Origin of the sequence: Marinobacter denitrificans (assembly GCF_008795955.1) — a bacterium.
In the GTDB taxonomy this organism is placed as follows: domain Bacteria; phylum Pseudomonadota; class Gammaproteobacteria; order Pseudomonadales; family Oleiphilaceae; genus Marinobacter; species Marinobacter denitrificans.
In genome coordinates this window covers 59,418-85,187 of the sequence record NZ_VMHN01000002.1, presented here as the reverse complement: position 1 = coordinate 85,187, position 25,770 = coordinate 59,418, and the positions used below count along the sequence as shown (strand labels likewise).

Genomic DNA, 25,770 nt, shown 5'->3' with positions numbered 1-25,770 from the left:
TAATGAACACACATGCAGTAAAGGTTGAGGTTGTGACATGGCGATCAAGAATGCACTCCTGGTAGATGACTCGAAAGTGGCTCGATTTGCCCTGAGCAAACTGCTGGAAGGCCGGGACATGGAAGTGAACATGGCCGGCTCGGCAGAGGAGGCGCTGGACTTCCTTAACTCCAACAAACGCCCGGACGTGATCTTCATGGATCATCTGATGCCCGGCATGAATGGCGTTGAAGCCACCAAAGCCATAAAGGGGAACCCTGAAACTGCCGCCATCCCCATCATCATGTGCACCTCGAAGAAGTCCCAGTCGTTCATGGAGGAAGCTCGCAATTTCGGTGTCTACAACATTCTCACCAAGCCACCTCACACCGAGGGCCTCAGCCTGGTTCTCGAACAGCTTGACAGCGATGTGACCGAAGGCACTCTGCCCGAACCGCCGGAACTCGACGCCACTGCCGACGTTAAGGAGGATGACCCACTGGACATCCCCGCTGATGCCTCCCTGGAAATGGCGCCGCAAACAGACGATGAGCCACAGGCCAATGGCCATGGTCCCCAGGTGGTTCCGCTGACCAGCGACCTGATCGAGCAGATCGCCCGCTCCGCGGTGAAAACCCATATCAATAACCGCCTGCACGAGTTGTTGAGCTCGCTGTTCGATGAACAGTTTGATCACCTCAAGCGGGCGCTGGAAGAGTCTGGCAAAAAACAGGAAGCCGCTGTTGAGGAACGCCTGACCGCTGTCAGTGAAATGATAGAGCGTCGCACGCGCAACCTTCGTGATGACGTGGCCGCGGAGGTGAACCTGAACCTTGCCCGTGAGCTGGCTGAACTGCGCAAGGACCTGTCTCATAACACTGGCTTTACCAGCGATCACATGGCAGAGCTGAAAGACCACATCACAAGCGTGCAGACGATCGATACCGAGTTCTGGCAAACGCTGCAATCCGAAGCCATACAGCAGGCCCACGAGATCTCCCGCGAGACCGCTGAGGATATCGCCCAGCGCACTATCGATCTGTTCGTATCCCAGCAGCGTTCGGCAACGTCGCGCATCTATACCATGGGTCTGGCTGCCAGTCTGGGCATTTTTGCAGTGGGCATCGCCTGGCTATCAGGGCTGTTCGCTTAACTGACGGCTGATACGGCGCCAGTCTCCGGGGGTATCCACATCCGAACCGGCGCCGTCCATAGCAATCCTGGTAGCGCCGTTTCTCGCAAGGATGCCGGCTGCGCCTCTGTCTCCCTCCAGCGTCATTACCTGTGACCACAAGCGCCGGGGGAGGTAGGCTGGCGCCCCCGGTTTGCCACCCATGTCTGCAGCAAAGGGGTGAGAGGGATTATGTCTGGCCGCCTGCGCCAGGGCCATCAGCGCTTCCGATTCAATCAGGGGCTGATCCAGCAACACCACAAACACCCCTTTGGCCTGAGGCGCGATACGCCCCAGCCCTGCCTTCAGCGAGGCTGACAGCCCCTCGCGCCAGTCCCGGGCATAGACCCATGCGGATGGCTGAAGGCGACAACGATAACGAACCAGCGGATACCACCCGCCTGCTACGACAGTAACCGGACCTCCAAGCTGCCTGGCCTGGCCAATGGCGTGATCCAGTAGAGTACCCGAATTCAGCGGCAACAGGGCCTTTGCACGGCCCATCCGCCGGGAAGCGCCGGCCGCCAGCACCAGTACGGGGAAAGCCTCGTGGCGATCTGCTCTGGTCTCTTCCATTATCACCTGCTCCGTTGTTTTCGCCACGCACCTTACGCAAAGCTGCTAGCGCTGGCGGATTTTTGCTAGAATCCGCTCATCAATCAACCTCATCTTTCCAGGCTCCTCCGATGAACCACCTTTTCGTAGACAATCTGACGGTTATCGACTTCGCCTACCTGGACGCTGCACGCGGGCTGGTGGGAGAAAGTTGGATCGTAGATGTGGTTCTGGGTGGCGAGCTGGATGACCAGGGTATGGTATTTGATTTCAGCAACGTCAAACGCACCATCAAACGGGTGATTGATGAGCGTGTTGATCACCGTCTGGTGATTCCCCGGGGCTATGGCGGGCTCGAATGGAACGAAGATGACCCGCACGGCTTTGTCTGGCACCTGAAAGATGGCACTCATATTATTCACCGGGCCCCGGACGAGGCCGTGGTCTGGCTGTCATCTGATCGCGTAGTGCCTTCGGCCGTTGCTGCCCTGCTGGAGAGTGAGCTGCGGGCGGTACTTCCGGCCAATGTGACCGACGTTGAGATCACGCTGCGTGAAGACATCATTGAAGGTGCCTACTACCATTATGTTCACGGCCTGAAGAAACACTTGGGTAACTGCCAGCGCATTGCCCATGGCCATCGCTCTCCCATCCGTATTGACTGTAACGGCTATCGGAACCGGGAGCTTGAGAATCGCTGGGCAAAGCTGTGGCAGGATATCTATGTCGGGTCCGAGGAGGACGTGACGCAACGCTGGGTGGCCGAGGACGGCACAGCGTATGTGGCCTTCGAGTACGAGGCGAATCAGGGAGAGTTTGCCCTCACACTCCCCGAGAGCCGGGTTTACATGCTGGACTCGGACACCACAGTGGAACTCATTGCGGCGCACATTGCCGAGCAGCTTAAATCCGAGTTTCCGGAGGATGTTATCCGGGTCAAGGCTTACGAAGGGGTTGGTAAAGGCGCTATCGCTTCGCGCTGAGTTTCTTCTGCAGGTCCTGCCCCCGTCCATGGAGGCAGGATGATACTTAAACCAGATTGTACAGGAACACCACGGCTATACCCGCCGGCGTCACGTACCGAAGCGTAAACATAAAGGCTCTGAACGCCCTGCCCTCCAGACCAATATCCGATGGCAGACCTTCCCGCTTCATCGCCCAGCCCGCAAACAGGGCAATAGCCAGCCCGCCCAAAGGCATCATCAGGTTCGATACCAGAAAATCAAGCAGATCGAACACGGTCTTGCCTTCAAAGATCGCAATAAAGCCCAGTGGATGCAGGTCTTCCCAGACGTTGAAGGACAGCACTGTGCCGATGCCAATCAACCAGATTGCCAATCCTCCACCCAGAGCGCTTTTCGCCCTGTTCACACCTTTACGCTCTTCCAGCCACTCAACGACGGGTTCCAGCATGGAAATCGCGGAGGTAATGGCAGCCACCAGCAGCAGCGCAAAGAAAATGGTTCCGAACAGCGCCCCGCCGCTCATCTGACCGAACGCCAGCGGCAGGGTCACGAAAATCAGGCCTGGCCCTGCGCCGGGCTCGAGACCATTGGCAAACACCAGCGGAAAGATGGCGAGCCCGGCGAGCAGTGCGACACTGGTATCAAGAACGGCGATGGTCATTGCGGTTCTGGCAATGTTGACACTCTTTGGCAGGTACGACCCATAGGCCATGAGCACACCGATGCCGATACTGAGAGTAAATGCTGCGTGCCCCAGAGCCGTCAGGACGCCTGCGGTAGTCAGCTTGCTGAAATCCGGTGAGAACATGAAAGACACAGCCCGGCCGAAGCTGCCACTGTTCATGGCGTAGATAACCATGGCAATCAACAGGACAAACAACAGCGGCATCAGCATGTTCACCGCTTTTTCCAGGCCGGAACGGATACCGCGGCCAACGATGAAAACGACAATCCCCATGAAAACGGAATGCCAGAGCAACAACTCCCAGGGGTTCGCAAGCAGGCCCCCGAACTGACCGCCAATAGCCTCTGCGTCTGCACCCGCAAACATTCCGGCAGCCGCTTTTCCAATGTACACAAGGGCCCAGCCCCCGATCACGGCATAAAATGACAAAACCAGAAACGACGCGATTACGCCGTTCCAGCCGATGACTCTCCATCCTCTGGCGGTACCCTCACTCGTGGTCAGGGTTCGCATCGTGGCCACAGGGCTCTGGCCGCCCCGGCGGCCAATCATGGTTTCGGCGATCAGAACAGGTACGCCAATCAGGAAAATACAGGCCAGGTAAACCAGGACGAAAGCGCCACCGCCGTTTTCGCCCGTGATATAGGGAAACTTCCAGATGTTACCGAGGCCGACCGCCGAACCTGCGGCGGCCAGGATAAAGGCCAGCCTTGATGACCAGAGGTTGTTGGCCTGCTGGTGTGGTTGGGTACTCTCACTCATTCTTATCTCCGGTTAATTGTTTTTGTCGGATTGATGTTCCGGGGCTGTTACTTCGGGGCTGCTGTTTACTGAATAAGGACCTCGCGTATCGAGGCCGCCACTTGTGGCAGAACCTGGTCGTTGAGCCCCGCCACATTGAGGCGACTGCTATCGAGCATATAGATTCCATGCTCCTTGCGTAGCTGGCCCACCTGCTCCGGGCTGACGCCCAGGAACGAGAACATGCCCCGCTGACGGGCGATAAAACTGAAATCGCCAACCGACGCCAGGGCGTCCGCAAAAGCGTGACGCAGGTGCAGGATGCGCTCGCACATCCCGTTCAGCTCCTTCTGCCACGCGGACCGCAATCCGTCATCGCCCAGTATGGTCTCCACGATCGCGGCGCCGTGGGCCGGCGGCATGGAGTAATGGGACCGGATAACGCTCAGCAGTTGGCTGGTTGCGGCCGCGTTTACGGTTGCCGTTGCCGAAATCAGGGCCAGGGCCCCGGTGCGCTCCCGGTACAGACCAAAGTTCTTGGAGCACGAGGCGGCGATGAGCATTTCCGGCACTTCTCCAGCCAGGTGGCGCAGGCCTGCCGCATCGGCATCCAGCCCTTCGCCAAGGCCCTGGTAGGCCATATCCACGAAGGGCAACAGGCCCTTGCGCTGGATCAGGCCGGTGACATCCTGCCATTGCGCGAGACTCAGGTCGGCACCCGAGGGGTTGTGGCAGCACCCGTGCAATAACACCACATCCCCAGGATCTGCCTGCTCGAGAGCCTCCAGCATGGCGCCGAAGTCTACCTGCAGCGTCTTCGGATTGAGGTACGGATATTCGCGAATAGTCAGGCCGGCGCCACCCAGTAGAGGGAGGTGATTGGCCCAGGTGGGCGTACTCACCCAGACCTTTATATCCGGCTTGCACAGGCGCAGGAACTCGGCCGCCATACGCAGCGCGCCGCACCCACCAGGAGTCTGGATAACGGAGGCCCGGCGGTACCGGAGCAGCGGGCTGTTGCTTCCCAGGATAAGCTCCGCCATCGCGCTGTTGAAGCCGGCGGAACCGGCCGGCCCCACGTAGCTTTTAGTCGTTTCGCCAGCAAGCAGGCGCCTCTCGGCGTCATGCACAGCAGCCATAATGGGGGTATTACCGGCGTCATCCTTGTAAACGCCAATACCCAGATCGACCTTGTCGGGCCGGGGGTCGTCCCGGAATGTTTGCATCAGTTGCAGGATCGGGTCTGGCGGCAGAGGTCTCAGGGCTTCAAACATGATTCACTCCCTCTTCTGCCGCTTGAGTACGGATAAGAGTCGGATGCCCCGTCTCCAGCGCTCTGATCAACTGACACCGTTTTTCCTCGATGTTTTCAGCAGCCTGCTCGCGTACCGGTCCAAAGCCCCTTACGTCCGCTGGCAGTTCCGCCAATTGCAGGAAGGTTTCATAGTTGCTGGCATTCAGTTCCCCGCAAATACGGGACACCAGGCTCTGGTAGTCCCGCAACATGGCTCGATCCAGCTTACGATCGGCAGAGTAACGGAACGGGTCCACCGGGGTTCCGCGCAAGCCGCGGAGTTTTGCCAGCATCCGGAAGGCCCGGAACATCCACGGGCCGAAGCGCCGCTTTTTCGGACGCCCCTGCGCATCGGTTTCGCCATTCAGCAGCGGCGGGGCCAGGTGAAAGTGGACCTTGAAGTCCCCTTCGAAGGTGTTCCTCACTTCTTTCATGAAGTCGGTTTCCGCAAACAGGCGGGCCACTTCGTACTCGTCCTTGTAGGCCATGAAGCGATAAAGCTGCTGAGCCACGGCTCGAGTCAGGAGCAGGTTGGTCTGCCCCAGTGTTTCCTCCGCCGTCCGAACTTCGGCAACACTTTTCCTATACTGATCGGCCCAGCGCTGGTTCTGATAGTTGACCAGGTGCCCGTGACGGGTCTCGATCAATTCCTCCAGGGTCGGTTCCTGGCTGATGAGCCCCACCTTCGCGGTACCAGTGTCCAGCAGGTCCGTTATCGCCTGCAGATCAACAGCTGCTACCCGGCCCCAACCAAAGGCTTCCTTGTTGCGGTCGACCGCCACACCATTCAATTCGATGGCTTTTATAAGCGCGGCTTCCGACAGCGGTAGCAGTCCTTTCTGCCAGGCAAAGCCCAGCATCATTACGTTGGAAAAAACGGTATCTCCCATCAGCCTGTCGGCGATGCCGTTGGCGTCGAGCTGATCGAAATGGTCCGGACCCACCGCATCCCGGAGCAGGTCCAGGCGCTTGTCTGCCTTCATGTCGGCGTCGCGATAGAGCACATAGTCGGCAGTGGGCAGTTCCGCTTCGTTGGCAACAATCCGGGTGTGATTCGGTCTGATTACACCAAGGGCTTTCTGAGATGAAGCCACGACCAGGTCACAGGCGATAACCGCGTCTGCCTGGCCATTACTGACCCGCACCTGATGCAGTTTGTCGGGGGATGGTGCCATGCGCACGTAGCTCAATACCGTTCCACCTTTCTGGGCGAAGCCCATAAAATCCAGCACCGAAGCACCCCGGGATTCCAGGTGCGCAGCCATCGTAATCAGCTGACCCACAGTCACCACGCCTGTGCCGCCGACGCCGCCAACGAGGAGATCGTAGGAACCTGTCATTTCAGGACATTCCGGAGCCGGCACATCGGCCAGTTTGGACGCCAACACAGAACCGGTATCCATGCCCCGGGACTTGCGTAGTTGCCCGCCTTCAATCGTGACAAAGCTGGGACAGAAACCATTGATACACGAATAGTCCTTGTTGCAGGAAGACTGGTCGATCTTGCGCTTACGGCCGAGTTCGGTTTTGCGAGGCACAACCGAGAGGCAGTTGGACTGCACCGAGCAATCGCCACAACCTTCGCACACATGATGGTTGATAAAGGCCCTCTTGGCCGGATCCGGGAACTGGTTGCGCTTGCGCCGCCGGCGTTTTTCAGCCGCACAGGTCTGGTCGTAGATCAGCACGGTGCAACCCGGAATGTCGCGAAGTTCGCGCTGAACTGCATCCAGTTCGGAGCGGTCGTGAAAGGTGACGTCCTTCGGGAACTGGTCTTTATGGCCGTCGTACTTTTCCGGCTCATCACTGAGCACAACCACACGGCGAACACCCTCAGACGCCACTTGCTGGGCAATCATCGGGACGGTGATCTGACCATCCACCGGCTGGCCTCCGGTCATGGCAACGGCGTCGTTAAACAGGATTTTGTAGGTGATGTTGATCCCGGCCGCTACGGCCTGCCGGATCGCCATGGAACCTGAGTGAAAGTAGGTGCCCTCCCCCAGATTCTGGAATACGTGTGGATTGCCGGTATACCGGCTTTTACCGATCCAGTTGACCCCTTCACCGCCCATCTGGATCAGCGATTCCGTGTTCCGCCCCATCCATGAGGCCATGAAATGGCAGCCAATACCGGCCAGGGCTTTACTGCCATCGGGCACCTTGGTGGAGGTATTGTGAGGGCAACCAGAGCAGAAGTACGGCAGTCGCTTCACACCGCCGGGATCCCGGGCCGTGGTCATGGCGGTAATTTCAGCCATGCGCTCGCTGTAATCCACAAAGAAGAAACGGCCCAGGCGTGCAGCCAGATAGCCAGCAACCAGTTTCGGGCTCAGTTCCCCAACATAGGGAATCAGCGGGCGGCCCAGCTCGTCCTGTTTGCCGGTAATCAGCACTTCACCGGGACGATCCGGCTCGGACATATATTCTTTGATCTGGCTTTCGATAATGCCCCGCTTTTCTTCGATCACCAGCACCTCTTCCTTGCCGTGAACGAAATTGAGAATGCCGCGACGCTCAAGGGGCCAGACCATACCGACTTTGTAGATATCCAGCCCCATGTCCCGGGCTTTACTCTCATCAATGCCCAGCAGATCAAGCGCTTCAAGCAGATCCAGATGGCCCTTGCCGGTGGTCACGATGCCGAATCGGGCAGCCGGGTTACTGAACAGGCAGCGGTCAATCGGGTTGGCCCTGGCAAAAGCCTGAACGGCAGCCAGCTTGTGCTCGATGCGGGTTTCCAGTTGGGGGCCGGGCAGGTCCGGCCACCGGTAATGAAGGCCGCTTTCCGGTGCCGTAAAGTCATCCGGTGTAACAAACTCCGGTTCCGGTGGCAGCTCCACCGACGCCGCGCTTTCGACGGTCTCGGAGATAGCCTTGAAGCCGACCCAGCAACCGCTAAAGCGGGACAAAGCGTAGCCCCAGAGGCCGAATTCCAGATACTCGGCAATGTTAGCGGGGTTGATGGTGGGCATGAAAAAGCTCATGAACGCTACATCAGACTGGTGAGGCATGGAGGACGACACGCAACCATGGTCATCCCCAGCAACCACCAGCACACCGCCATGGGGGGATGAACCATAGGTGGTGCCGTGCTTGAGGGCGTCCCCGGCGCGATCTACCCCCGGGCCTTTGCCGTACCAGAGGCCGAACACACCATCCACCTGTCGAGCGTCGTCGGTTTCTACCTGCTGGGTCCCCAGCATGATGGTGGCAGCAAGATCCTCATTAATGGCCGGCACGAAATCAATGCGGTTCTTATCAAGCAGGGGTTGGGCCTGCCATAGAGCCTGGTCATAGGCGCCCAGCGGGGAACCTCGATAACCACTGACCAGGCCCGCCGTATTCAGACCCTGCTTGCGATCCAGAGCTGCCTGCATCAAAGGTACGCGGACCAGAGCCTGTGTTCCGGTCAGGAAAACCCGCCCTGATTTCCGCAGATAGCGGTCTTCAAGTTTGTAGTCGTCGAGCTGTGGGGTATCGGCGGACATGGCGCCCTCCTTTTGTCGGTTTTATAACCAAAATTCTAGAGGGAAGTCCGCAAAAGGTGCTTGCTTATTGAGTGAACGTATTCGGCGTTTGCGAAAGATTGTTTGATAAATGACAATACAAAGAAAGATTCTTTGATAGAAATCAGGTGTTACCAAATGAAACACGTAGATCTGGACAAATTGGACCGCCGAATCCTCTCGTTGCTCCAGCAGGAAGGACGCATCAGCAACCAGTTACTGGCGGAACAGGTGGGGTTATCGCCTGCCGCTTGCTGGCGACGGGTCCGGACGCTTGAGGAAAACGGAATCATTCAGGGGTACAGTGCAAGAGTGAATCCCGAGAAAATCGGCCAGGGGCTGTGTGTGCTGCTCAACCTGTCGTTACAACGACACAGCATCGACAGCACCGAAGAAATTGAGCAGCAGGTCAGCAGTTACCCGGAGGTACTCCAGTGTTTTGCGGTTACGGGGAACGCCGATTTCGTATTGCGGGTCATCGTTCCTGATATGGCCAGCTACGACCGCTTCCTGAACGAGAAGATTTTCACCTTGCACGGTATCTCGCAGGTGAATTCAAACTTTGCTTTGCGGGAAATAAAGAACACCGAGACTATCCCGGTGGAAGGGCTGGACCAGGGAGGAATCGACGCCCCAAAAACAACAAACCCCCGCCCATAGGGCGAGGGTCTGTTATCAATAAAAACCGCCCAAAGGCGGTTCTTACTGCTGGCTTACCGGTGGACTAAACCGTTAAGCCGTATTGGCGTCCCCTAGGGGGTTCGAACCCCTGTTGCCGCCGTGAAAGGGCGGAGTCCTAGGCCACTAGACGAAGGGGACTAGAAATTGGTGGAGCCAAGCGGGATCGAACCGCTGACCTCAACACTGCCAGTGTTGCGCTCTCCCAGCTGAGCTATGGCCCCTCAACGGCTGCGTATATTAAGGATCGGCCCTTGGGGCGTCAACCTTTTTTCCAACGTTTTTTCAGTTTCGTGAATATCGCTGCTGCAGCCGTTTACTAATTCACCAGTCTGGTCACTCAGGGAGCAGGGCTGCGAACTCCTTCTCCACCCGCTTGGTCTCCTTCTTGGAGAAGCCGCCCATTACCTCAAGGGCATGGCGCAGACGGGACCGGGTCATGTCCGGGCCAAGGATGGCCATGGAGTCCATTACAGACCAGGAGTTAGGTGTACCCGCAACAGCCACAAAGATGGCGAACATGAAGTCACCCATTTTGAGGTCCATAGCCTTGGCCAGGGCCTTGATGTCAGCGAAGATGTTGTCCTTGCTCCAGTGTCGCTGCGCTTCCAGTTTCCATAGGGTGAACTGGAGTACCCGCTTGACCTGGGCTTCGTCGAGCTTGTTATGGTTGAAGTCTTCCGGCCCGAGGTTGAGCATGCCGGAGAACATGAACGAGGCCATGGGAGCCACGTCGCTGAACACTTCCGCCCTGCCCTTTATATGTGGCACCAGATCCCGAAGTGCCTGTTCGTTGAACCACCAGTTGCGCATGCGCTCAATGAACTGGTCGTCGTTGAGTTCGTCACGAACCCACTGGCCGTTGAGCCAGCGCAGTTTTTCAACATCAAAAACCGGGCCACCCAGAGACACGCGCTGAATGTCAAAGTTCTCGATCATTTCCTCCAGGGTGAACTTTTCCCGCTCGTCGGGCATGGACCACCCCATGCGACCGAGGTAATTGGTCACCGCCTCCGGCAGAAAGCCCATGCGCTCGTAGAAGTTGATGCTGGTGGGATTCTTGCGCTTGGACAACTTGCTCTTGTCCGGGTTGCGCAACAATGGCAAGTGGCATAGCACCGGCATCTCCCAACCAAAATACTCATACAGCAGTTTGTGCTTGGGCGCGGAATTGATCCACTCTTCACCTCTCAACACGTGAGTAATATCCATCAGATGGTCGTCCACCACGTTGGCGAGGTGATACGTAGGCATGCCGTCGGATTTCAGCAGGATCTGGCTGTCCACCTGGGACCAGTCGATTTCGATGGTGCCCCGCAGCATATCCTCAATCTCGCAGACTCCGTTTTCCGGCACTTTCATGCGAATCACATACGGATCGCCCGCATCCAGGCGGCGCTTGACCTCTTCCTCCGGCAGTTCCAGGTCGCCCTTGATGCCCGGGTTCAGGCCCTGGGCCTTGCGTTCTTCACGGATGGCATCCAGCTCTTCCGGCGTGCGGAAACAGTAAAAAGCATGGCCTTTGGTGACCAGATCCAACGCGTACTGCCGATACGAGTCTTTACGTTCTGACTGTCTGTAGGGGCCATGAGGGCCGCCCACATCCGGCCCCTCATCCCACTCGAGCCCCAACCAGCGCAGGGCCTGCAGAATGTCCTGCTCCGACTCTTCGGTGCTGCGAACCTGATCCGTATCTTCAATCCGCAGAATAAACTGGCCGCCGTGTTGCCTGGCAAAACACAGGTTAAACAGCGCCACGAAGGCGGTACCAACGTGGGGATCACCGGTGGGCGACGGGGCGATTCGGGTACGTACGGTCATGAAAGCGTCCTGAAGGTTACTGCCTGATAAAGGCTGTGCGTTAAAAGCCCCGCATTATAGCGGCCACCGCCGGATTTCGCATGGGCGAGCGACAATCCATTTTATCTGGGCGCCATCTTGTTATATTATAACGTATCATTAATAGTTAAGGCCTCACCCCTTATGACCGTTAAACGCTTTACGGGCGCCACCGTACTCGGCTTCGCCATACTGCTCGGATCCGCCAGCGCCGTGGCGGCAACCCAGGTTGTCACTACCCTCAAACCTATCGAACTGCTGGTAAAGGCTGTCGCGGCAGATGATGTGGAAATCACAACACTGGTCCAACCTGGCGCCAGCCCCCATAACTACACGATGAAGCCTTCTCAGCGCCGGGCACTGGAGAATGCTGACGCCATCTTCTGGGTGGGCCCGGAGCTGGAAACCTTTCTCACACGACTGCTCAGCGGCAATGAATTTCGGGACCGCACCTACTCGCTGATGCACGGCGAAGATGTACCCGAGATTGAAGCGGAAGATGATCACGGCGGGCATCATGATGACCACGCCGAGCACGGCCATGATCACGGCGACGGTGAAGACCCGCATATCTGGCTGGACCCGGCCCTGGCGCTGAACATGGCCAGGGATATTCACAAGGTGCTGTCACAGCAGGACGGAGCGGACGTAACTGCGCTTGATGCCAATCTTGAAAGATTTGAGCAATCCCTGTCTGCCGCCGAGACTGATATCACCGCAAGGCTGAAACCATTGGCAGAGGTAGACCTCTTCACCTATCACGACGCATTCACCCGGTTCGCCGAACATTACGGTCTGAAAGTGGAAGGCATTCTGACCCTGAATCCCGAATTGTCTCCGGGCGCCAGGCATATTGCAGAGGTGCAGCAAAAGCTGCAGGAGGCCAACCAACCCTGCCTGCTGACAGAACCCCAGTTCAATCGCCAGTGGTGGCGCTCGATCACCGAAGGCCTGGACATCACCTTCAGCACCTGGGATCCACTGGCCACGGACATCGAACCCGATCGCGATGGATACATCGCCTTTCAGCAAAGCCTGGCGGGTGCTGTTCTCGAGTGCCTACCAGAGAACGCCGAGTAATAGTGGAATGGTCACCATGGCCAGCAATGTCTGGCCACTGATGATTCCCGCCATCAGTGGCGCATCGCCACCCAACTGGCGCGCAAGGATGTATGACGAGGTGGCCGTAGGCAAGGCCGCGAGCAGTATGACCACCTGTACCATCAAGCCTTCCATCCCCAATAGCAGTGCCAGCGCGGCTGTCAGTAACGGGCACACCGCCAGTTTGACGGTCGACGAGACCAGGAACGGCAGTGACGCACCACGCAGCGCTTTCAACTGCAGGCCGGCGCCAACCGTCATCAGGCCAAGTGGCAGGGCCAGGTCGCTCAAGGGCTCCAGGATGCCGGCCACCAGGGGGTGGAACCCTATCCGGAAATAACTCCAGATCATTCCGACCACCGAACCAATAATCAACGGGTTGGAGACAATAGCCTTGAGCACCGGCTTCAGCCTGACTGGCTCGCGACCGGCAACCAGAGAAAACATCAGAATGCACAGCAGATTGAGTAATGGAACTTTTACCGCCACGGCAATGGCAATAAGAGACAGGCCTTCATCCCCGAGCAACATACCGGCTGCCGCCAGGGCTACATAGGAGTTAAAGCGGATGCCGCCCTGGAACACGGACGAGAACACCGGCCCGGGCCAGCGCCAGAACCACTGAAGAGCTGCCAGCAACAGCGTCATGGTCACCAGCATGGCAACGATCAGGATCAGTATGTCGCCATAGGCTGACGGCGAGACCCTCGCCTGGCCGAGCTTGAAAATCAGCATGGCCGGGAAAAGCACGTAGTAGGTGAAGCGCTCTGCCTGGGCCCAAAAATCGCCCCCCGGGAAATGCCAGCGCCGGAACAGGTAGCCCAACAGTATCAACACAAACACAGGCGTGAGCGCCTGCACCATTACCGGCATTGAAATTTACTCTCTGGTGAGGTTTTCCCGCATCAACTGCGCGGTACTCGACGAGAGCTTACTGTAGACTTCCAGCAACGCCGAAATCAACTCACCCCCGCTACCTCCCAACCCGTCATCAACCTGCTTTCTGGCTTCACCCAGGGAAGCGCCCTGCTCGACGGCTTTCACAGTCATGGCCATCCTGCGATCCGACTCCAGAATATGAAAAGCCAGCCAGCGAGCAAGAAAATCAAACAGGTCGGACATTATCTGGCCCCTGGGCTGGTCGCTGCTGCGAAACGTCTGGATCTGGGCGAAGAACATCTGGTGTGAGTCGTGGTGATTGCGGGCAATCTCAGCACCACCAAGGGCTGCTTTCCAGATGCGCTCCTCGGCGGTAAAGTGATAGTGGGCATACGACAGTAATTCGTTGAGGATCTGATCACACCGGTCCCGGGGAACGTCAGACACTGCATGCCAGACCAGCCGGTTAACGATTTTCACAAGCGTTTGGTGCTGCTCATCAATCTCCTCAATGCCAACCTCAAAATGCCGGCTCCACGGAAAAAATTCCAATGACGCCAATGCATCGCCAGAATTGGACATGACTGACCCCCTGAACATGAAGCTGCCTTGCGTTCTCCCAACCTAGCGGATTCAGCAGTTCAGTTCGTTGTCATAAGTCATTTCCGGCTTCATGTACAGAGGGTCAGTCCCCGCCCTCCGTGACCGGGCCAGAGCCTGGCGTTTTCAGACGGATCCCCAACTGCGCCAGCCGCTCACTCGGTTTGCCGTTCATAACGCCTTTCAGCTCTTCCCTGGCTTCCTCTATCGACAAACCCTTGTCCTGTAAAAGCACCAGCATTTTCCCGAACACTTCCCTACGCCTGTTGCCTTTCTCCGATGTATCCCGACGATCCTCAAAAAAATCCAGCAGCGTGGAGCCACACTCGCAATTCCTGAAAACCTCCACGATAGTGGAGTCATCATCATCCAGGCTTTCCTTGAGGCCACTTTTGCCCGGTATCGCCTGAGAGCGTGTCAGAAACTCCTCAGGCGAATGGTAGAGCCGGCCACAGTTGCTGCACTTCTTGGGAAAAGCAGAGTCGGACAGCGCCTGAAGACCTTCAAAGAGCGCCTTGTTTTCCGGTTCCATCATCAGTCCCCTCAGTGATTGACATGCTGACTAATGTTTCTCCCGAAGCCGCTTCATAACCGCTCGTGTCACTCTGGTCGGCGCTGTACGGGTAATGGGCCAGAGCGCCCGGAACTGCAACGAAAGTGGACGGTGCAGCTGTGGTTTACGCAGCTGTTCCCACACCGCGGAGGCAACCGTTTCGGGGGTCAGGTTGATCCCCATGTTGTCGAACAGTGCCGAGCGCCCTTCGTTGGACTGGACCATGCCGGTATTCACGAACGGCGGCATCAAATCCCCTACTTTTATATCATATGGTTCCCATTCGATATCCAGCGCCTCGGTAAGCGCGCGCACCGCGTGCTTGCTGGCGGAGTAGGAGGCGAAATCCGGGACGCCATAGGACGCCGACGCGGAGCTCATGTTGATCACCTGCGCACCAGGTGTTGCCTTGAGGTACGGAAATGCCCCGTGAAGGACGTTCATCAGGCCAATCACGTTCACCTCCACAACGCGGCGATGGTCGGCGGTGCTGATCTCATCAAAGGGGCCCACCTTCAGAATACCGGCATTGTTATGCAGCACTCTCAGCCTGCCTCCGGTGTGCCCGGCAAACTGCTCCAGCGCCTGTGTCACTGATTGAGCGTCGGTAACGTCCGCGACATGGATGCTGCACCTGTGTGCACCGAGTTCATCGCGCAGGGTGTCCAGCGCCTCCGCGTTCCTGTCTGCGGCGCCGACAAACCAGCCTTTCCCAGCAAAGAGCCTGGCGGTAGCCCGGCCGATTCCGGCGCCGGCGCCGGTTATAAAAATGCAATCGTTCATGACAAGTCCTGTGTTTCGCAAAAGCCTTACGGCCAGGCGCTCAGATTTCCTGATAGAATAGCAGCTCTTTTCAATGGCTCCGTTGACCTTGGCGACAAATCACAGATTCAGATTAGGCAGTTAATGATCACCAGCAGCACGGCAGCAATGCCCGAACAGACAGTGGTAAAACCGGCAGCCTCTCACTCAGGATTGTCACGAAGATTCTGCGTGGCCCCGATGATGGACTGGAACGACGGATTCGTAAGCGCCGAATATTCGGACTCTTTTTGAACCACGCTAACTTCCGGAAGGACTATTGTCGCACCGCTAAGCCAATTTCTACTCACTCCCTGCAGGCCTGTATTCATACCAACCTCCCAATCGCATCGAAGCTCTGAGCGATTTCTGGAAAAAGCTGACATGTGACCAGTGAGACAACGACTGCCGCCAGACTTCGTCGACCGAGACAATCGTACAAAACTGGATAGATCACTCCGAATACTGCAAGGGAGTTTTGCTCCTCTGGCGCTGCGGTCAAAAACACCCCCAATAATCCCAGAAACACTAGACTGCTTATTTTAACCCACCTAAGCCAAGCAATCTTTACAGCTGCCTTTCCATTCAAGATACCTTGTAGTTTTTTCATTTTGAATTTTCCTCTTTGATGACTGTCGATCAATCATTTCACAAATCCGAATTCTTCCAAGCCCGTGGACGGGTATGAATAACGGACTGAAAGACGTCCATTCTCAAGAACCCAGTCCGAGCGTTAAGCTTCCAGTCAGCATCGGGATATAGAGTCAATTTGGAGGATTCTTAAAATCCATTACTCTGGGGAAAACACCGAGAGGGAGAGCAGTATGATGAACATGATGGCTGGCTTGATTGGATTTGGAGGTTTTTTTATTGCCTTGGTATTAATTGGCGTCCTTGGCTATTGGAAAGCGGATGACCTAGAAGCTTGGGCCAAAAAGCATCTCTCGCGGAGCGAAAACAACCATGGCTGAAGATCACTCAAACTCGATCTTGTTTAACGACCTTCAGGTTTATCTAAATTGCGCAGCAATCGCGATGTTTGTTTTGACCTCAGTCACTCTCCTCGCAGTCTACGGCCCGTATTCACAGATAGACACTGAAGCCATCCAAGGCGTAGGTGGTAAGTCGGGGTTTATGTTTGTAGCCCCGCTGGTTGGGGCATTAGTGGTCAGCGGTATTCAGATCACATCCAATCGCTCTCGCCAGAGTATGCCCACTGTCGTGGAAATGGTGTTATTCAGTACATTACACTTGATTGCGTTTCTCGCCTCCTATCTGACGGTAACCGTTTTTCAGCCCCTGACGGATTCTATGGCCGTTTTGATGATCGCCTCTATATTCGGCCTTGTTCTGCCAGCGGCCAGTTTCATTCACATTAGAAGAAAGCATAGTCACTTCCTCACTAGATCAGCCAAAATGGGAAACAACGATCCTAAATAGCAGCCGACTCAGTGCTGTTTGAGCCTGCCCTTCCAACGTTCTCGCAGGCCAGCCGCATATTGTCGCTAGCTCGCTCAGGCGTCACAAATAGATTAGCGAACAACCCCCAGCGATGACACCCAAGACATTTGGGGAGCCCTGAATCGGAAGCCGCCCTAATTTTATATCGTAAAAAACATGAACACCCGTCTTGCCCAGCATTCGCGGAGGCCTTGCCCCGATGTTCTGGAGATAGGCCACTTGCCATCCCGAAGGGTGTTGTCCTGATGTGTGCCTTTTCTCTGTTCAGTCTGCGTGAGTCACATGGATGATTTTCAGCCGCAGCTGGTTCTTGCCGGCCACTGACCAATCAATGCGGTCGCCTACCCGAAGCCCCAGGAGAGCGGCACCGGCTGGAGCCAGGACGGACACACACTCCTCGCCTGACTCTCGCGGGCTCGGGTAAACAAGCCTCATCGTGTAATCCGCGCCGTTACTCTCATTCTTAAAATGGACCAGGGAATTCATGGTCACGGTGCCGGAGGGCAGATTCCCGGCATCAACCAGAGTTGCTCTATCAAGCTCGAACGCAAGCGCTTCGGCTGCTTCACTGCCATGTGGCTGCTTCTCCAACATGGCGGATAAACGATCAAAATCCTGGTCTAAGACATAAATAGCTGGACGTTCAGACATACCGACTCCTTCAGGCCCGGAAGGCAAGGTTCAGTTAGGGGATGTGTCAGAGGTCTCGCCGAATTCGACGAGTGTTTCGACGAGTTCAGCGAAAGGAATGGCGAATAAGGCAAAGCCCGGCAACCAGAAATGGCGCCGCGGATGAAACGGAATGGATGAAGTAAAAACCGGTTTTCATTTCAAATCTCAGGACTTTAAAAAAAATTAGCAAGATACGTTAGCTCAGTTGACAAAGAAAAGAAACAATCAAAACGCCTGGTTTCCGCGCCGGCCGAGAAACTCCCGAAGCGGTCTTAACCTGCAGTTCTGGTCATTCCCAGCGGGTCTGCGAATAGCTGAACACCGGCAACGACAGATGCCAGCGAATGGCCGCCATACGTAGAAGCGGTCCGAGGCTGAATGCCGCCAGGAGAGTGACGTTCTCGCCCACACCCTGGCGAAGCAAGGTCAGATAAAGAAAGGCGACCACCAGTGAAACGCTGGCGTACAGTTCATGGCGCAGCACCTGTGGTGTGCGGTTGCACATGATATCCCGGATGATACCGCCAAAAATGCCGGTGGTGATTCCGGCCATCACTACGACCACAGTGTCATAGCCCAGTTCAAGCGCGACATTACAACCAATAACCGTGAACGCCACCAGGCCAATGGCATCCAGTACCAGAAACAGCTGATGCAGGTGCCGCATGAATCGGGCAATCACGATCGTTACCAGGCCTCCGGTGATGGTCATGTAGATATAGCGGGGGTGCTGGGTCCAGTTGACTGGAAAGTTGCCCAGAAGAATGTCCCGGACCGTTCCGCCTCCGAGGGCGGTAAAAAACGCGATTACAGCGACACCAAAAATATCCATGTTCCTTCGCCCCGCGGCGAGGGCGCCCGACATGGCTTCGGCGGTAATGGCAATCATATAGATAGAGATCAGCACACAGGACTCCTGAGTTTCTGTGGCCTCTCCCCCTGTCCCTGATACCTGAGAGTTTACAGAGCCCGGCTCTGCTTGCCCCTTCGGTGGACTGCATCGGCAGTCGCTCTCCAGACGGCTTTGAATGGTGCCTCGCAGTACCTGTGCCTGAGCGTTTATGGGAGTTTGCGCCTTCGGCGGGGCCAGTGCGCCCTTTATCCTGCTTTCTAGAGCAAACATTCCTGCATGGATTCACGAACCAGCCTGCAACGGCTTTCGACCGCTATTTAAGGACACCCATGAAACTACAGACCATCATCTGCAGCACCCGCCCCGGCCGGATCGACCCTTCCATTGCCCAGTGATTCAATGCTCTGGCCAATGAACAGGGGACATTTTCAAGCGATCTGGTGGACCTGGCCGAGTTCAATCTTCCGGTATACGATGAGGCCAACCACCCGCGTATGCAGAAGTACAAGCACGAGCACACCAAAGCCTAGTCAGCGAGCGTCAACGAGGCGGATGCCTACGTATTCGTCATCCCCGAGTACAATTTCTGCCCACCGCCATCGTTCACGAACGCGTTGAACTATGTTTACAACGAGTGGAACTACAAGCCTTGCGGCTTCGTCAGCTACGGCGGTGTTTCCGGTGGCCTGCGTTCCGCCCAGGTCGCCAAGCAACTGGTCACCACGCTGAAAATAATGCCGATGGTGGAAGGTGTAATGGTGCAGATGCCATGGGAAAGTCTCGATGACCAGCGCCGCTTTCTCGCTGGCGAACAGCACACTGGTTCCGCCAACGCCATGCTGACGGAAATGGCCAAGTGGTCGGAAGCACTGAGAGTCCTTCGCTAAACCAGCCAGCAAACGCGTGCCCGACTATCCCTGTCGGGCACGCCTGATCATCGGTTTACCATCCCGAACCGATGCCAGAACCGGCAACTGTCCCAACAGCACCTCGTACGGCGACCGCCCCTGCAGCACAACACAACGGGCCGGCAGCCCCTGCTCAATGCCATACTCTTCGAGATCCAGAGCGGCGGCACCGTTATCTGTTATCAACTCCAGGCATCGGTCAATCCAGTCCATGCCCAGCATGTGGCAGGCGTGCAGGCCCACATCCAGCGTCCGCAGCATGTTGCCGTTACCCAGAGGATACCAGGGGTCGCGAATGGAATCCTGGCCGAACGCCACTTTCAGGCCGGCATCCAGCAGTTCCGGCACGCGGGTCAGGCCACGGCGTTTCGGGTACCCATCGAATCGGCCCTGCAGGTGCAGGCTTTCTGTGGGCATGGACAGGAAACGCAGGCCGGATTTCTGCAACAACCGGAACAGCCGGCTGCAGTAATGGTCGTTGTACGAACCCATGGCACAGGTATGGCTTGCGGTGACCCGGGAGCCATAGTCCAGCCGGAGTGCTTCGGCAGCCAGAACCTCCAGGAAGCGGGACTCGGGATCGTCAATCTCGTCGCAGTGCACGTCCACCAGAAGGTCGTGCTTGTGGGCCAGCATCATCAGCCACTGGACCGACTCAACGCCGTAATCCCGGGTGAATTCGAAATGGGGAATGCCACCGACAACATCCGCCCCCAGACGTACCGCTTCTTCCATGAGCTCCTTACCCTGCGGAAAGGACCAGAGGCCTTCCTGAGGAAACGCCACAATCTGGAGATCCACGGTTTCCGCCATGCGCTCACGTACCTCAAGCATGGCCTTCAGGCCCGTCAGTTTGGGATCAGTTACATCCACATGGGTGCGGACATGCTGAATACCGTTATCAGCAAACAGTTTCAGGGTCTGCTCGGCCCGGCTGACCACATCCTCTCGCGTCAGACTAGCTTTGCGCTCTGACCAGCACTCGATACCCTCAAACAGGGTACCGCTCTGATTCCAGCGCGGCTCGCCGGCGGTCATGGCCGCGTCCAGATGGATGTGCGGCTCCACAAACGGCGGAACGACCAGGTTGCCGACGGCATCCAGCTGGTTTTCCGCTGCCGCTTCCGCTGCATTCTGGGCAGTAATGGCGCTGAACCGGCCTTCGGCAATGGTCAGCCGGTACAAACCCTCGCGGCCCTGCAATCGGGCGTTGACGATGGCATTCAGACTTTCACTCATAACATCTCCTTACGGGTGCTCACTAACCATGATCATGGAAGGCGCCGGTTAACACCGCCAATAAAACATCCCCGACTGTTTCCCGAGTATCCTTGCTGTGATGTGCGTATCGCTGGGCTTGCTGGCCAGACCATAGCAGACATGCAAAGGCAGCAAGTGCTCTTCCCGGGGGTGACAGAACCGGGCGTGGGGCGCCCGTTCCCAATGAGCCAGACGCTCCGCCCGCTCCGACTCCGACAGGGAGGTATCGCAACAGGTCTGCTCCAGCCAGTTCTCAAAGGCCTGATTGCGTAACTGGATGTCCGGCGTCTGTTCCGCAAAGAATGCTCGCATGTTGTGAAACGAGAAACCGGAGCCAATCACCAGCAGGTTGTCGTAATCCAGAGCCTGCAGGGCCTGACCAATCGCCAGGTGCGTGCTGGCATCCAGACTGTTGACCAGCGAGAGCTGAACGCAGGGAATATCCGCCGCCGGGTACATCAGCTTGAGCGGCACAAACAGGCCGTGATCAAAGCCCCTTTGGTCATCCAGGCGCGCCGGGATACCGGCTTGACCCAGCACCTGGTATACCTGACGCGCTAGCTCCGGTTCCGCGGGACAGGGATACTCGATCTTGTAGGCCTCCGGTGGGAAGCCAGAGTAATCATAGTTGAGCGAAGGGTTGGCACCAGAGGTTATGGTCGGTACCGACGCCTCCCAGTGCGCGCTGATCACCAGTATCGCGGAGGGTTTGCGAAGGTTACCGGCAATCTCCGTTAGCCGCGCCACCATTTCACGGTGCCCCGGGTCCCCCAGCAGTGGCATTGGCCCGCCCCCGTGGGAGATAAACAGCACATCGGTTGCAGTGTTCATGGCATTTGTTCCTCTGTTCAGAGTTCGCCCGGCCCCGCCGGGACAATACCACTCGGGTTCAGCGCCTTGATGGAGTAATAACCGGCCTTGATGTGATCAAGGTTGACGGTATTGGCAATACCATCAAGCGCCAGTATCCGGTGCATATAGTCGTGCAGGCGCGGCATGACGCTCAGGGTATTGCGGTTGCACTTGAACAGGCCATGATAGGCTGCATCAAAGCGCACCAGGGTCACGAACAGACGAATATCGGTTTCGGTCAGTTGATCACCGAACAGATAGTGACGTCCATCCGCCAGCCGCGACTCCATGTCGTCCAGGGCAGCAAACACCTTGGCATAGGCCTCATCGTAGGCGGCCTGACTCGAGGCAAAGCCGGCCTGGTACACCCCATTGTTCAGATCGGTATAAAGACAGCCGTTAAGGCTGTTGATTTCGCCTGCCAGTGCCGCCGGGTATAGGTCCGGCCCCATATCCACAATCTCTTTGAAGGCCGTGTTCAGCATCCGGAGAATATCCGCCGACTCGTTATTGACGATGGTGCCAGTGTGTTTGTCCCACAGTACCGGCACCGTGGCGCGGCCGGAAATATCCGGATCCGCCCGGGTGTACAGCTCATGCATGTAGCGGGCACCGTTGAGCGTATCTTCCTGCGCGCCGGGGTAGCCGCCGAACTGCCAGCCCTGGTCGGTCAGACGGGGGTTGACGACGGTCACTCCGATCACATCCTTGAGCCCTTTCAACTCGCGAGCCATCAGGGCTCTCGATGCCCAGGGGCAGATGTAGGCCACGTACAGGTGATAACGTCCCGATTCGGCCTTGAAACCGCCCACCCCGGTGGGTCCCGGCTGTCCATCCGGCGTGATCCAGTTGCGAAAGGGCGAGGTCTGGCGAATAAACCGTCCTTCCTCGTCTTTCGCCTGTACCGGTTGCCAGTTTTCCTTCCAGATCCCGTTTACCAGCATGGTTCAGCCCTCATTGTGCAACAGGTTATCCACGGCAAACCGGCCTGCACCCTGAATCGCCAGTGCGACGGAAACGACAAACAGCGTGAGGGCATACTCGTAGCCATTATTGGACATGAACAGCCCGTTACCGATATGCACCGCGAAGATGGCCACCAGCATGGTGAAAGCTGCAACCACGGCCGCAGGTCGTGTCAGCAGGCCAAGCACCAGTGCCAGACCGCCAAAGAACTCGGCCCCACCTGCCAGCAACGCCATCAGGTAACCGGGCTCCAGTCCAATACTGGCCAGCCACTGCCCGGTGCCTTCCAGCCCGTAGCCGCCGAACCAGCCGAAGAGCTTCTGTGCACCATGGGCGGCCAGGATCAGCCCGACAGGTACCCGCAGAATCAGGGCGGCAAAGCCGCCAGTGGATTGGAACAAAGCCTGTGTAAATTGAGAGCTCATGATAGTCACCTCGAATGTTTCACTTGTGGGTTTACCCCGAAGCCCGCGCCTCAGGTGATGGGCCCACTGTACTATCACCAATCGAGTGGACTAAGATGGCCAATGTTGTTTTATTATCAACATATCGTTGACTATTAGCCCATATAGAGGACCACCCAATGGACCGTATCGATGCCATGCGCGCCTTTGTGACGGTGGTGAACGACGGCACATTTACCCACGCTGCGGATCGCCTGGGCATGTCGCCCCAACTGGTCAGCAAATACGTTTCCCAACTGGAACAACACCTGGGAGTGCGCCTGCTCAACCGCACCACCCGCAGGATCCACCTGACGGAGGCGGGAACCCGCTATCACCAGCGCGCCCAGCAGGTACTCAATGACATCGACGATATGGAGAATCACCTCGACGATCTACAAACCCGGGCCCAGGGCCTGCTGCGTATCAGCGCCCCCGTCTCTTTTGCCATTCGCCACATGGCACCCCTGCTGAGTGAATTCCAGCAGGCCCACCCCGCCGTGGGCATCGACCTGCAACTGAATGATCGCAAGGTGGACATCGTGGAAGAGGGATTCGATATCGCTCTCCGGATCGGTCACCTGAGAAGTTCCTCGCTGATCGCCAAGCGACTCGCCCCGGTACGACTAGCTCTGTGCGCATCACCGGCCTACCTGCAACAACATGGCACACCGGAACGCCCTGAAGATCTCAGCAACCATCACTACCTGCGATACAGTTACATGGATACGGATGCGGAACATCCGGTGCAGAAATGGCTAAAGGATGGTATTGGCAATTCCACCAGGGAGATGATCAGCAACAACGGCGATGTGTTGACAGAAGCGGCGATTGCCGGGGCCGGAATCGCCCTTCAGCCTACCTTCATCGCAGGCGCTGCAATCAAGGAAGGAAAGTTGAAGATTATCCTGCCGGAACACGAACCGGAGCCCATGGCACTCTATGCGGTGTACGCCCACCGACAACTGCTGGCGAGCAAGGTTCGCAGCTTTATCGACTTCATCGACGGCTTTTTTGGTGAACCTCCCTACTGGGACAGGTTTGAATAGCAAGCGCTGGTACGCACCCCATTGCATTGATGCCGGCCCCTCTACGAACTCATCCGGGATTTCACTCAACGCTGTGTAGCAACAGAGCGTGAACTGTCTCAGTATAGGGAGCCTCAACCCCCAGACGCTCGCAGCGCCGCAATACCGCCCCGGCAATACTGTCCAGCTCCAGCGGCCGCCCCTTTTCTTTATCCACCAGCATGGATGTCTTGATGGCGTTGAAGTTGCTGATCAGCTCGAACATTTCTTCCAGATCCTCCGGGCCGAGATTAACGCCGTCGGCTTTCGAGGCTTCCACGGTTTCCGCCATCATGCCGTGCACGATTTTGCGGAATTTCGGGTGGTGAGTAAGGGTTTTTGTATCCAGGCCGGTTACCGCAGACAGAGGGTTTACGCCATTGTTGATAACCAGTTTGCGCCAGAGCTCATAGCGAATGTTTTCAGACAGTCTTGTGGGGATTCCCGCTGCATTAAACTCAGAAGCCAGCCGCTGTAAAAGTTCCGTCCGGGCATCGTCTGCGGCGGCTGACATCGGCCATCCACCCATGACAACCTGGGCAGCGCCTTCAGCCTCAATCACACCGGGCTCTGCAATATGGCCGCCAATCCGCACAGCCAACCCCCCGATGACCCGTTTATCCCCCACGGCCTGAGCAAGCAGTGGCTCGTTGTCCACACCGTTCTGGAGGGAAAGAACGTTCACCTGCCCCCTCCGGAGCCACGAACCCAATTCTTCCAGGACCGCACCGGTTACTGTGGATTTCAGGGCAATGACAATGACGTCGAAATCATCAGGCAGGTAACCTGTAATAAGAGTCTGATGATCAAGAGCCTCGGCACGCAGGTTAATGGTTTCACCTTCGTATCGAACCGTCAGACCTTTCTCTCGGATTGCCTTCAGGTGTTCACCACGGGCGGTCAAAACTACCTTGTGACCCGCTTGCAACAGCCGGGCGGCGTAATAACCTCCTACGCCTCCGGCGCCTACCATCAGCAGTCTGAGCATTTACAGAACCCTTTATGTTTCGCTTACGGACATTGCCGGGAGTTTAATGCATCCAGCCGTACCCGGCGAGGGACTCACTGTCCTCATCCAGCGAGAACCCGAACAGGCGCTGGGGAACTTTCATACCGCCAAGGCTGAACGCGGTGTTCAACACGCACAGGGTTGGATCGGCTACAGGAACACTGCGACCAGAGTTTGCAGCGCCTTTAGCAATACTTACCCCGGACATCGCCTTGACCCATCGCTGCTCATCCTCCCATTGCTGAATCAGTTTGCGGATGTAGACATCATGGGGCTGGTGGTGGCTGGCAGCACTGTCATCGGATTCCATCCGGTCCAGGCATATCAGCAACACACCCTGATCCCTTAAGGTTTCAAGGCACAGGCCAATGTCACGATACCGCTCGCTGGTCATCCCTGTATTGAGTCGCAGCTCGATCACCTCCTCGGGCAACAACTGAGTCATGCTTTCAGCCAGCATTTTCAGTTCCGGCCCCTGTGGGCCACTGATCGACACTTCAAAGCCGCGGTGCTGCATGAGCGATTGCAGGCGCCGGGCCAGCATTCCCTTGCCACACTGGCGAAAAATCTCGGGATGCCCGGCACCTGAGTCGGAGGTGATAAACGCGACGCTGTCTACCCGGAGATCCTCTTGGATCAGCCGGCGCAGGCTGGACTGCCCCCTGGGCCCGGTTAGCGCCTGGGTTTCACAGGACAGATACAACACCGGCAATTTGGTCACGTTGCTACCGCCCCAGTTTTTTCGCAGATTGGCCACCAATACCGAAATGCTGTTTCGGCATTTCAGTAATTACCACCCGGATGCGCTCCATGGGTGCATCCAGAGAGCGGGACATGGCCTCGCTCACTTCCTGGATAAGGGTTTCCTTCTGCTCGTCCGTTCTGCCTTCAATAATGTAAAGCTGAGCAATAGGCATAGCGCCTCCTTA

General features: G+C 56.9%; 26 protein-coding genes, 2 tRNA genes, 1 pseudogene and 2 riboswitches. Of the genes and pseudogenes, 8 read left to right on the top strand and 21 right to left on the bottom strand.

What is annotated here, in order from left to right; translation table 11 throughout:
- Positions 1 to 37 precede the first annotated feature (37 nt).
- A complete protein-coding gene (locus tag FO268_RS08425) occupies positions 38 to 1,132 on the top strand; it encodes a response regulator (RefSeq protein ID WP_150991945.1) in 1,095 nt (364 codons plus the stop codon).
- On the opposite strand, the gene FO268_RS08420 is transcribed toward FO268_RS08425, so the two are convergent.
- Positions 1,115 to 1,726: a nucleotidyltransferase family protein gene (locus tag FO268_RS08420; RefSeq protein ID WP_150991943.1), complete on the bottom strand. Its 612-nt coding sequence runs from the start codon at positions 1,724 to 1,726 to the stop codon at positions 1,115 to 1,117. The genes FO268_RS08425 and FO268_RS08420 overlap by 18 nt on opposite strands.
- A 110-nt stretch (positions 1,727 to 1,836) precedes the next feature.
- On the opposite strand from FO268_RS08420, the gene FO268_RS08415 reads away from it, so the two are divergent.
- A complete protein-coding gene (locus FO268_RS08415) occupies positions 1,837 to 2,688 on the top strand; it encodes a 6-pyruvoyl trahydropterin synthase family protein (protein ID WP_150991941.1) in 852 nt (283 codons plus the stop codon).
- A 46-nt stretch (positions 2,689 to 2,734) separates the two neighbouring features.
- Here FO268_RS08415 and FO268_RS08410 read toward each other — a convergent pair whose 3' ends face one another.
- From FO268_RS08410 to FO268_RS08400, 3 genes are all read right to left on the bottom strand, one after another.
- Positions 2,735 to 4,117: a sodium-dependent transporter gene (locus FO268_RS08410; protein ID WP_150991939.1), complete on the bottom strand. Its 1,383-nt coding sequence runs from the start codon at positions 4,115 to 4,117 to the stop codon at positions 2,735 to 2,737.
- A gap of 65 nt (positions 4,118 to 4,182) precedes the next feature.
- Entirely contained in the window at positions 4,183 to 5,370 is a 1,188-nt protein-coding gene (locus FO268_RS08405; protein ID WP_150991937.1) for an amino acid aminotransferase, read from the bottom strand.
- Positions 5,363 to 8,881: an indolepyruvate ferredoxin oxidoreductase family protein gene (locus FO268_RS08400; protein WP_150991935.1), complete on the bottom strand. Its 3,519-nt coding sequence runs from the start codon at positions 8,879 to 8,881 to the stop codon at positions 5,363 to 5,365. The genes FO268_RS08405 and FO268_RS08400 overlap by 8 nt, the downstream gene beginning before the upstream one ends.
- 156 nt (positions 8,882 to 9,037) lie before the next feature.
- Between FO268_RS08400 and FO268_RS08395 the strand changes: the two genes are divergently transcribed.
- Entirely contained in the window at positions 9,038 to 9,559 is a 522-nt protein-coding gene (locus tag FO268_RS08395; RefSeq protein WP_150991933.1) for an Lrp/AsnC family transcriptional regulator, read from the top strand.
- Positions 9,560 to 9,642: 83 nt separating this feature from the next.
- Here the strand turns inward: FO268_RS08395 and FO268_RS08390 are convergent.
- From FO268_RS08390 to gltX, 3 genes are all read right to left on the bottom strand, one after another.
- A tRNA-Glu gene (locus FO268_RS08390) sits at positions 9,643 to 9,718 on the bottom strand.
- A 7-nt stretch (positions 9,719 to 9,725) separates the two neighbouring features.
- A tRNA-Ala gene (locus FO268_RS08385) sits at positions 9,726 to 9,801 on the bottom strand.
- A gap of 112 nt (positions 9,802 to 9,913) precedes the next feature.
- Positions 9,914 to 11,398, bottom strand: a complete 1,485-nt coding sequence (gene gltX / locus FO268_RS08380) for a glutamate--tRNA ligase (protein ID WP_150991931.1) — start codon at positions 11,396 to 11,398, stop codon at positions 9,914 to 9,916.
- A 162-nt stretch (positions 11,399 to 11,560) separates the two neighbouring features.
- Between gltX and FO268_RS08375 the strand changes: the two genes are divergently transcribed.
- Positions 11,561 to 12,496 (top strand): zinc ABC transporter substrate-binding protein, encoded by a 936-nt coding sequence (locus tag FO268_RS08375; RefSeq protein WP_150991929.1) that lies wholly within the window; start codon positions 11,561 to 11,563, stop codon positions 12,494 to 12,496.
- Here FO268_RS08375 and FO268_RS08370 read toward each other — a convergent pair.
- From FO268_RS08370 to FO268_RS08350, 5 genes are all read right to left on the bottom strand, one after another.
- Positions 12,476 to 13,390 (bottom strand): AEC family transporter, encoded by a 915-nt coding sequence (locus FO268_RS08370; protein ID WP_150991927.1) that lies wholly within the window; start codon positions 13,388 to 13,390, stop codon positions 12,476 to 12,478. The genes FO268_RS08375 and FO268_RS08370 overlap by 21 nt on opposite strands.
- A gap of 6 nt (positions 13,391 to 13,396) precedes the next feature.
- Complete coding sequence (locus tag FO268_RS08365) at positions 13,397 to 13,978, bottom strand: bacteriohemerythrin (RefSeq protein ID WP_191966925.1); 582 nt, start codon at positions 13,976 to 13,978, stop codon at positions 13,397 to 13,399.
- A gap of 103 nt (positions 13,979 to 14,081) precedes the next feature.
- Positions 14,082 to 14,531 (bottom strand): oxidoreductase, encoded by a 450-nt coding sequence (locus tag FO268_RS08360; RefSeq protein WP_150991923.1) that lies wholly within the window; start codon positions 14,529 to 14,531, stop codon positions 14,082 to 14,084.
- A gap of 27 nt (positions 14,532 to 14,558) precedes the next feature.
- Complete coding sequence (locus FO268_RS08355) at positions 14,559 to 15,332, bottom strand: SDR family oxidoreductase (RefSeq protein WP_150991921.1); 774 nt, start codon at positions 15,330 to 15,332, stop codon at positions 14,559 to 14,561.
- Positions 15,333 to 15,678: 346 nt separating this feature from the next.
- Positions 15,679 to 15,960, bottom strand: a complete 282-nt coding sequence (locus FO268_RS08350) for a hypothetical protein (protein ID WP_150991919.1) — start codon at positions 15,958 to 15,960, stop codon at positions 15,679 to 15,681.
- A 214-nt stretch (positions 15,961 to 16,174) separates the two neighbouring features.
- Here FO268_RS08350 and FO268_RS22825 point away from each other — a divergent pair, with 214 nt between their 5' ends.
- Together FO268_RS22825 and FO268_RS08345 are read left to right on the top strand one after the other, a co-directional pair.
- Positions 16,175 to 16,321 carry a hypothetical protein gene (locus FO268_RS22825; protein WP_191966924.1) on the top strand — a complete coding sequence of 49 codons (147 nt, stop codon included), beginning with the start codon at positions 16,175 to 16,177 and terminating at the stop codon, positions 16,319 to 16,321.
- On the top strand, positions 16,314 to 16,790 hold the full coding sequence (locus FO268_RS08345) for a hypothetical protein (protein ID WP_150991917.1): 477 nt from the start codon (positions 16,314 to 16,316) through the stop codon (positions 16,788 to 16,790). The genes FO268_RS22825 and FO268_RS08345 overlap by 8 nt, the downstream gene beginning before the upstream one ends.
- Positions 16,791 to 17,075: 285 nt before the next feature.
- On the opposite strand, the gene rnk is transcribed toward FO268_RS08345, so the two are convergent.
- Together rnk and FO268_RS08335 are read right to left on the bottom strand one after the other, a co-directional pair.
- Entirely contained in the window at positions 17,076 to 17,462 is a 387-nt protein-coding gene (gene rnk / locus FO268_RS08340) for a nucleoside diphosphate kinase regulator (protein WP_150991915.1), read from the bottom strand.
- A gap of 310 nt (positions 17,463 to 17,772) precedes the next feature.
- The gene (locus FO268_RS08335; protein WP_150991913.1) at positions 17,773 to 18,390 is read right to left on the bottom strand and encodes a trimeric intracellular cation channel family protein; all 618 of its coding nucleotides are present in this window, start codon (positions 18,388 to 18,390) and stop codon (positions 17,773 to 17,775) included.
- A 22-nt stretch (positions 18,391 to 18,412) separates the two neighbouring features.
- Positions 18,413 to 18,511: riboswitch (glycine riboswitch) on the bottom strand.
- 1 nt (position 18,512) lies between these two features.
- Positions 18,513 to 18,599, bottom strand: a riboswitch (glycine riboswitch).
- Positions 18,600 to 18,881: 282 nt separating this feature from the next.
- Here FO268_RS08335 and FO268_RS22960 point away from each other — a divergent pair.
- Positions 18,882 to 19,223: pseudogene (locus tag FO268_RS22960) on the top strand (NADPH-dependent FMN reductase); the annotation flags it as partial.
- A gap of 24 nt (positions 19,224 to 19,247) precedes the next feature.
- Here the strand turns inward: FO268_RS22960 and codA are convergent.
- The 4 genes from codA to FO268_RS08310 are packed head-to-tail and all read right to left on the bottom strand — an operon-like array spanning position 19,248 to position 22,747.
- Positions 19,248 to 20,483 (bottom strand): cytosine deaminase, encoded by a 1,236-nt coding sequence (gene codA / locus FO268_RS08325; RefSeq protein WP_150991911.1) that lies wholly within the window; start codon positions 20,481 to 20,483, stop codon positions 19,248 to 19,250.
- 48 nt (positions 20,484 to 20,531) lie between these two features.
- Positions 20,532 to 21,335: a DODA-type extradiol aromatic ring-opening family dioxygenase gene (locus tag FO268_RS08320; RefSeq protein ID WP_150991909.1), complete on the bottom strand. Its 804-nt coding sequence runs from the start codon at positions 21,333 to 21,335 to the stop codon at positions 20,532 to 20,534.
- Between the two features lie 17 nt (positions 21,336 to 21,352).
- Positions 21,353 to 22,300, bottom strand: coding sequence for a glutathione S-transferase family protein (locus FO268_RS08315; protein WP_150991907.1), 948 nt, complete (start codon positions 22,298 to 22,300; stop codon positions 21,353 to 21,355).
- Between the two features lie 3 nt (positions 22,301 to 22,303).
- Complete coding sequence (locus FO268_RS08310) at positions 22,304 to 22,747, bottom strand: DoxX family protein (RefSeq protein WP_150991905.1); 444 nt, start codon at positions 22,745 to 22,747, stop codon at positions 22,304 to 22,306.
- Positions 22,748 to 22,905: 158 nt separating this feature from the next.
- Between FO268_RS08310 and FO268_RS08305 the strand changes: the two genes are divergently transcribed.
- Positions 22,906 to 23,814: a LysR family transcriptional regulator gene (locus FO268_RS08305; protein WP_150991903.1), complete on the top strand. Its 909-nt coding sequence runs from the start codon at positions 22,906 to 22,908 to the stop codon at positions 23,812 to 23,814.
- A gap of 61 nt (positions 23,815 to 23,875) precedes the next feature.
- Here the strand turns inward: FO268_RS08305 and FO268_RS08300 are convergent, their stop codons facing one another.
- Genes FO268_RS08300 through FO268_RS08290 form a run of 3 tightly spaced genes read right to left on the bottom strand, consistent with a single transcriptional unit; the run spans position 23,876 to position 25,758 of the window.
- Positions 23,876 to 24,820 carry a ketopantoate reductase family protein gene (locus FO268_RS08300; RefSeq protein WP_225316552.1) on the bottom strand — a complete coding sequence of 315 codons (945 nt, stop codon included), beginning with the start codon at positions 24,818 to 24,820 and terminating at the stop codon, positions 23,876 to 23,878.
- Positions 24,821 to 24,863: 43 nt separating this feature from the next.
- Positions 24,864 to 25,562: a class III extradiol ring-cleavage dioxygenase family protein gene (locus FO268_RS08295; RefSeq protein ID WP_150991901.1), complete on the bottom strand. Its 699-nt coding sequence runs from the start codon at positions 25,560 to 25,562 to the stop codon at positions 24,864 to 24,866.
- Positions 25,563 to 25,566: 4 nt separating this feature from the next.
- On the bottom strand, positions 25,567 to 25,758 hold the full coding sequence (locus tag FO268_RS08290) for a 2-hydroxymuconate tautomerase (protein ID WP_150991899.1): 192 nt from the start codon (positions 25,756 to 25,758) through the stop codon (positions 25,567 to 25,569).
- Positions 25,759 to 25,770 lie beyond the last annotated feature (12 nt).

Excerpts from the sequence above, each read along its gene's own strand:
- FO268_RS08370 (WP_150991927.1), bottom strand. The coding sequence starts at position 13,390 with ATGCCGGTAATGGTGCAGGCGCTCACGCCTGTGTTTGTGTTGATACTG.
- FO268_RS08360 (WP_150991923.1), bottom strand. The coding sequence starts at position 14,531 with ATGATGGAACCGGAAAACAAGGCGCTCTTTGAAGGTCTTCAGGCGCTG.
- FO268_RS08305 (WP_150991903.1), top strand. The coding sequence starts at position 22,906 with ATGGACCGTATCGATGCCATGCGCGCCTTTGTGACGGTGGTGAACGAC.
- FO268_RS08350 (WP_150991919.1), bottom strand. The coding sequence starts at position 15,960 with ATGAAAAAACTACAAGGTATCTTGAATGGAAAGGCAGCTGTAAAGATT.
- FO268_RS08405 (WP_150991937.1), bottom strand. The coding sequence starts at position 5,370 with ATGTTTGAAGCCCTGAGACCTCTGCCGCCAGACCCGATCCTGCAACTG.
- FO268_RS22825 (WP_191966924.1), top strand. The coding sequence starts at position 16,175 with ATGATGAACATGATGGCTGGCTTGATTGGATTTGGAGGTTTTTTTATT.
- FO268_RS08415 (WP_150991941.1), top strand. The coding sequence starts at position 1,837 with ATGAACCACCTTTTCGTAGACAATCTGACGGTTATCGACTTCGCCTAC.
- FO268_RS08420 (WP_150991943.1), bottom strand. The coding sequence starts at position 1,726 with ATGGAAGAGACCAGAGCAGATCGCCACGAGGCTTTCCCCGTACTGGTG.
- FO268_RS08300 (WP_225316552.1), bottom strand. The coding sequence starts at position 24,820 with ATGCTCAGACTGCTGATGGTAGGCGCCGGAGGCGTAGGAGGTTATTAC.
- FO268_RS08355 (WP_150991921.1), bottom strand. The coding sequence starts at position 15,332 with ATGAACGATTGCATTTTTATAACCGGCGCCGGCGCCGGAATCGGCCGG.
- FO268_RS08365 (WP_191966925.1), bottom strand. The coding sequence starts at position 13,978 with ATGTCCAATTCTGGCGATGCATTGGCGTCATTGGAATTTTTTCCGTGG.
- FO268_RS08410 (WP_150991939.1), bottom strand. The coding sequence starts at position 4,117 with ATGAGTGAGAGTACCCAACCACACCAGCAGGCCAACAACCTCTGGTCA.
- codA (WP_150991911.1), bottom strand. The coding sequence starts at position 20,483 with ATGAGTGAAAGTCTGAATGCCATCGTCAACGCCCGATTGCAGGGCCGC.
- FO268_RS08290 (WP_150991899.1), bottom strand. The coding sequence starts at position 25,758 with ATGCCTATTGCTCAGCTTTACATTATTGAAGGCAGAACGGACGAGCAG.
- gltX (WP_150991931.1), bottom strand. The coding sequence starts at position 11,398 with ATGACCGTACGTACCCGAATCGCCCCGTCGCCCACCGGTGATCCCCAC.
- FO268_RS08400 (WP_150991935.1), bottom strand. The coding sequence starts at position 8,881 with ATGTCCGCCGATACCCCACAGCTCGACGACTACAAACTTGAAGACCGC.
- FO268_RS08375 (WP_150991929.1), top strand. The coding sequence starts at position 11,561 with ATGACCGTTAAACGCTTTACGGGCGCCACCGTACTCGGCTTCGCCATA.
- FO268_RS08345 (WP_150991917.1), top strand. The coding sequence starts at position 16,314 with ATGGCTGAAGATCACTCAAACTCGATCTTGTTTAACGACCTTCAGGTT.
- FO268_RS08425 (WP_150991945.1), top strand. The coding sequence starts at position 38 with ATGGCGATCAAGAATGCACTCCTGGTAGATGACTCGAAAGTGGCTCGA.
- rnk (WP_150991915.1), bottom strand. The coding sequence starts at position 17,462 with ATGTCTGAACGTCCAGCTATTTATGTCTTAGACCAGGATTTTGATCGT.
- FO268_RS08310 (WP_150991905.1), bottom strand. The coding sequence starts at position 22,747 with ATGAGCTCTCAATTTACACAGGCTTTGTTCCAATCCACTGGCGGCTTT.
- FO268_RS08320 (WP_150991909.1), bottom strand. The coding sequence starts at position 21,335 with ATGAACACTGCAACCGATGTGCTGTTTATCTCCCACGGGGGCGGGCCA.
- FO268_RS08395 (WP_150991933.1), top strand. The coding sequence starts at position 9,038 with ATGAAACACGTAGATCTGGACAAATTGGACCGCCGAATCCTCTCGTTG.
- FO268_RS08315 (WP_150991907.1), bottom strand. The coding sequence starts at position 22,300 with ATGCTGGTAAACGGGATCTGGAAGGAAAACTGGCAACCGGTACAGGCG.